General features: G+C 67.8%; 5 protein-coding genes. All 5 read left to right on the top strand.

Features of this window, described 5'->3' with window-relative positions; genetic code table 11:
* The coding region (locus tag ACESMY_RS23540) for an NADH-ubiquinone oxidoreductase-F iron-sulfur binding region domain-containing protein (RefSeq protein WP_372787074.1) at positions 1 to 254 on the top strand (254 nt) is incomplete at its 5' end.
* A gap of 4 nt (positions 255 to 258) precedes the next feature.
* Complete coding sequence (nuoG, locus tag ACESMY_RS23535) at positions 259 to 2,304, top strand: NADH-quinone oxidoreductase subunit NuoG (protein ID WP_372787073.1); 2,046 nt, start codon at positions 259 to 261, stop codon at positions 2,302 to 2,304.
* Positions 2,305 to 2,306: 2 nt separating this feature from the next.
* Positions 2,307 to 3,398, top strand: coding sequence for an NADH-quinone oxidoreductase subunit NuoH (nuoH, locus tag ACESMY_RS23530; protein WP_372787072.1), 1,092 nt, complete (start codon positions 2,307 to 2,309; stop codon positions 3,396 to 3,398).
* Entirely contained in the window at positions 3,395 to 3,589 is a 195-nt protein-coding gene (locus ACESMY_RS23525; RefSeq protein ID WP_372787071.1) for a hypothetical protein, read from the top strand. The genes nuoH and ACESMY_RS23525 overlap by 4 nt, the downstream gene beginning before the upstream one ends.
* Before the next feature lie 2 nt (positions 3,590 to 3,591).
* A partial coding sequence (locus ACESMY_RS23520; protein WP_372787070.1) for an NADH-quinone oxidoreductase subunit I occupies positions 3,592 to 3,853 on the top strand: 262 nt, incomplete at its 3' end.

Raw genomic sequence — 3,853 nt, 5'->3', positions numbered from 1 at the left:
GCGAGGGCACCGGCTGGATGTGGCGGGTGATGGAGCGGATGGTCACCGGCGAGGCGGAGATGTCGGAGATCGACCTCTTGCTCGACGTGGCCAGCCAGGTCGAGGGCCACACCATCTGCGGCCTGGGCGATGCGGCCGCCTGGCCGATCCAGGGCCTGTTCCGCCACTTCCGCCACGAGGTGGAAGACCGGATCACCCAGTACCGCGCCGGCAAGCCCCACGTGCAGGGCCACTCACTGCAGGCGGCGGAGTAAGCCCATGCCGATTTGCAAGGTCGACGGCGTCGAGGTCGAGTTCGAGCCTGGGATGAATGTCCTTCAGGTGGCGGAGCTGGCGGGCAAGGAGATCCCGCGCTTCTGCTACCACGAGCGGCTATCCATCGCCGGCAACTGCCGCATGTGCCTGGTCGAGGTGAAGCCCGGTCCGCCGAAGCCGCAGGCCTCCTGCGCCCTGCCGGCCGCCGAGAACATGGAGATCTTCACCGACACGCCGATGGTCAAGAAGGCCCGGCACGGGGTGATGGAATTCCTGCTGATCAACCACCCGCTGGATTGCCCGATCTGCGACCAGGGCGGGGAGTGCGACCTGCAGGACCAGGCCATGGGTTATGGCCGCGACGACAGCCGCTACGCCGACAACAAGCGCGCCGTCGAAGAGAAGTTCATGGGGCCGTTGATCAAGACGATCATGACCCGCTGCATCCAGTGCACCCGCTGCGTCCGGTTCATCACCGAGGTCGCCGGCGTTCCTGAGATCGGTCTCATCTCTCGCGGCGAAGACGTTGAAATCACGACCTATCTCGATAAGGCCGTGACGTCCGAACTGTCGGCCAACATCATCGACCTCTGCCCGGTGGGCGCGCTGACCTCCAAGCCCTACGCCTTCAACGCCCGGCCCTGGGAGCTGAAGAAGACCGAGAGCGTCGATGTGATGGATGCGCTGGGCTCGGCGATCCGGGTGGATGCCCGCGGTTCCGCCGTGCTGCGCGTCCTGCCGCGGGTCAACGAGGACATCAACGAGGAGTGGATTTCCGACAAGACCCGCTACGCCGTCGACGGCCTGGCCCGCCAGCGGCTCGACCGGCCCTATATCCGCGAGGGCGGCCGGCTGCGCGGCGCGACCTGGAGCGAGGCCCTGGACGTGGTGGCCGCCAAGCTGAAGGCCACGGCTTCCGACCGCATCGGGGTGATCGCCGGCGACCTGCAGGACGCGGAGTCCATGAAGGCCGCGCTCGACCTCTTCCGGGGGATGGGCGTGCAGTCGACCGACTGCCGCCAGGACGGCATGGCGCTGGGCGCCGGCCCGCGGCAGAGCTGGCTCTTCAACTCGACGATCCACGGGATCGAGGACGCCGACGTCGTCCTGCTGGTCGGGGTCAATCCGCGGCTCGAGGCCCCGGTGCTGAACGCGCGCCTGCGCAAGCGCTGGCTGGCCGGCGCCCTGCGAGTGGGCGTGATCGGCGAGCAGGCCGACCTGACCTACAGCTACGACTACCTGGGCTCCGGGCCGAAGACGCTCGGCGGCCTCGCCAAGCTGAAGAACGGCTTCGTGGACGCGCTCAAGGCCGCCAAGGCGCCCGCGATCGTCGTCGGGGCAGGGGCGCTTGCCCGCGCCGATGGCGCAGCCGTGCTCAAGGCCGCGGGCGCAACGGCCAAGGCCTTCGGCATGACCTGGAACGTGCTGCATAGCGCCGCTTCCCGGGTCGGCGGCCTCGACCTCGGGTTCACGCCCGGCGAGGGCGGCAGGACGGCGGGCCAGTTGGTGGCGAAGGGCGGGGCGGACCTGCTCTTCCTGCTGGGCGCCGACGAGATCGACACCTCGGCGTCCAGCGCCTTCGCGGTCTATCTCGGCACGCACGGCGACCGCGGCGCGCACAAGGCCGACGTGATCCTGCCCGGCGCAGCCTACACCGAGAAAAACGGCTTCTACGTCAACACCGAGGGCCGGGTGCAGCAGGGCGTCCGCGCCGTGTTCCCCAAGGGTGAGGCCAAGGAGGACTGGGCGATCCTGCGGGCGCTCTCCGAACGGCTGGGCGCCAAGCTGCCCTACGACAGCCTCGACCAGCTCCGTGCGAAGCTCTTCGCCGACCATCCGACCTTCGGCCGCATCGACCATGTGGACGGCCCCGCGGCCGCCGCGGGCTTGGACCTGGGGGCGCTGGGCGGCAAGGGCGACCTCGCCGACACGCCGTTCGTCAGCGCTGTCACCGCCTTCTACCTGACCAATCCCGTCGCACGCGCCAGCGTGACCATGGCCGAATGCGCCGCCCAGGCTTCGGGCGCCGCCAAGATCGCGGCGGAGTGAGCATGCCTGTCCACGCCGTCATTCAATCGGACAGCCCGGTGATCTGGTTCGCGCTCACCGTGGGCCAGATCCTGCTGGTGACCGTGGTCCTGCTGCTGACCCTGGCGATCTTCCTGATCTACGGCGACCGCAAGATTTTCGCGGCCGTTCAGATGCGCAGGGGGCCGAACGTGGTGGGCCCCTTCGGCCTGCTGCAGTCCTTCGCCGACCTCGGCAAATTCCTGATCAAGGAGCTGGTGATCCCAGCGGGCGCCGACAAGTTCGTCTTCCTGCTGGCCCCGATGATCAGCGTCACCCTGGCGCTGGGCTCCTGGGCGGCCATGCCGCTCGCGCCCGGCTGGGTGGTCTCCAACATCAATGTGGGGATCCTCTACCTGTTCGCGGTGAGCTCGCTTGGCGTCTACGGGATCATCATGGGCGGCTGGGCGTCCAACTCGAAATACCCGTTCCTGGGCGCCCTTCGCTCGGCGGCGCAGATGGTCAGCTATGAAGTCTCCATCGGCTTCGTAATCATCACCGTGATCCTGCTGTCGAGCAGCCTGAACCTGACGACCATCGTCGAGAAGCAGGCCGGCGGCTTCTGGAACTGGAACATCCTGGGCGGCGCGGGGCTGCACAACCTGCCGCTGGCCCTGGTGATGATTCCCATGGGCGTGATCTTCTTCATCTCGGGCCTGGCCGAAACCAACCGCCCGCCGTTCGACCTGCCCGAGGCCGAAAGCGAACTCGTGGCCGGCTACGCCATCGAATACGGTTCGACGCCCTATCTGCTGTTCTATCTGTCCGAGATGTCCAACATCCTGCTGATGAGCGGCCTGATGGCGGTGCTGTTCCTGGGCGGCTGGCAGGCCCCGTTCCCGACCGCGACGCTCACCGCCCACTGGGCGCCGACCCTGGTCAGCCTGTTCGGCTTCATGTGGCTCTATCTGAAGTCGCTGTTCGTCTTCTTCATGAACGCCATGGTCCGCGCCGTGGTGCCGCGCTACCGCTACGACCAGCTGATGCGGCTGGGCTGGAAGGTGTTCCTGCCGACCTCGCTGGTGGCCGTGGCCCTGGTCGCCGGCTGGCGCGTCTACGCCCCGGTGATCGGATGAAAGTCGTCATCGCCCTGATCCTGGCCCTCGGCCTTACGGCCTGCGAGACCACCGCCAACGATGGCGGAACGGCCGACTACGACGCGCTCGCCCGGGCCAGCAACGATTGCAAGGCCCATGGCGGCACGCTGGTCCTCAAGGACGGCGGCGACGCCCAGTACATCCAAGACTACGCCTGCAAGGGGAAGTGACCATGTTCCAGCGTATCGGACAGGCGATGAAGGGCGCGGCCCTGATGGATTTCGCGGGTGCGCTTGGGCTTGGCCTGAAGTACATGATCAGCCCCAAGGCCACCGTGCTCTATCCGCACGAGCGCAACCCGCAGAGCCCGCGCTTCCGCGGCGAGCACGCGCTGCGCCGCTATCCGAACGGCGAGGAACGCTGCATCGCCTGCAAGCTCTGCGAGGCGATCTGCCCGGCCCAGGCCATCACCATCGAGGCCGAGCCGCGCGAAG

The sequence above is a fragment of the Phenylobacterium sp. genome, assembly GCF_041691455.1.
Taxonomy (GTDB): domain Bacteria; phylum Pseudomonadota; class Alphaproteobacteria; order Caulobacterales; family Caulobacteraceae; genus Phenylobacterium.
This window is presented reverse-complemented; position numbering and strand designations above follow the sequence as displayed.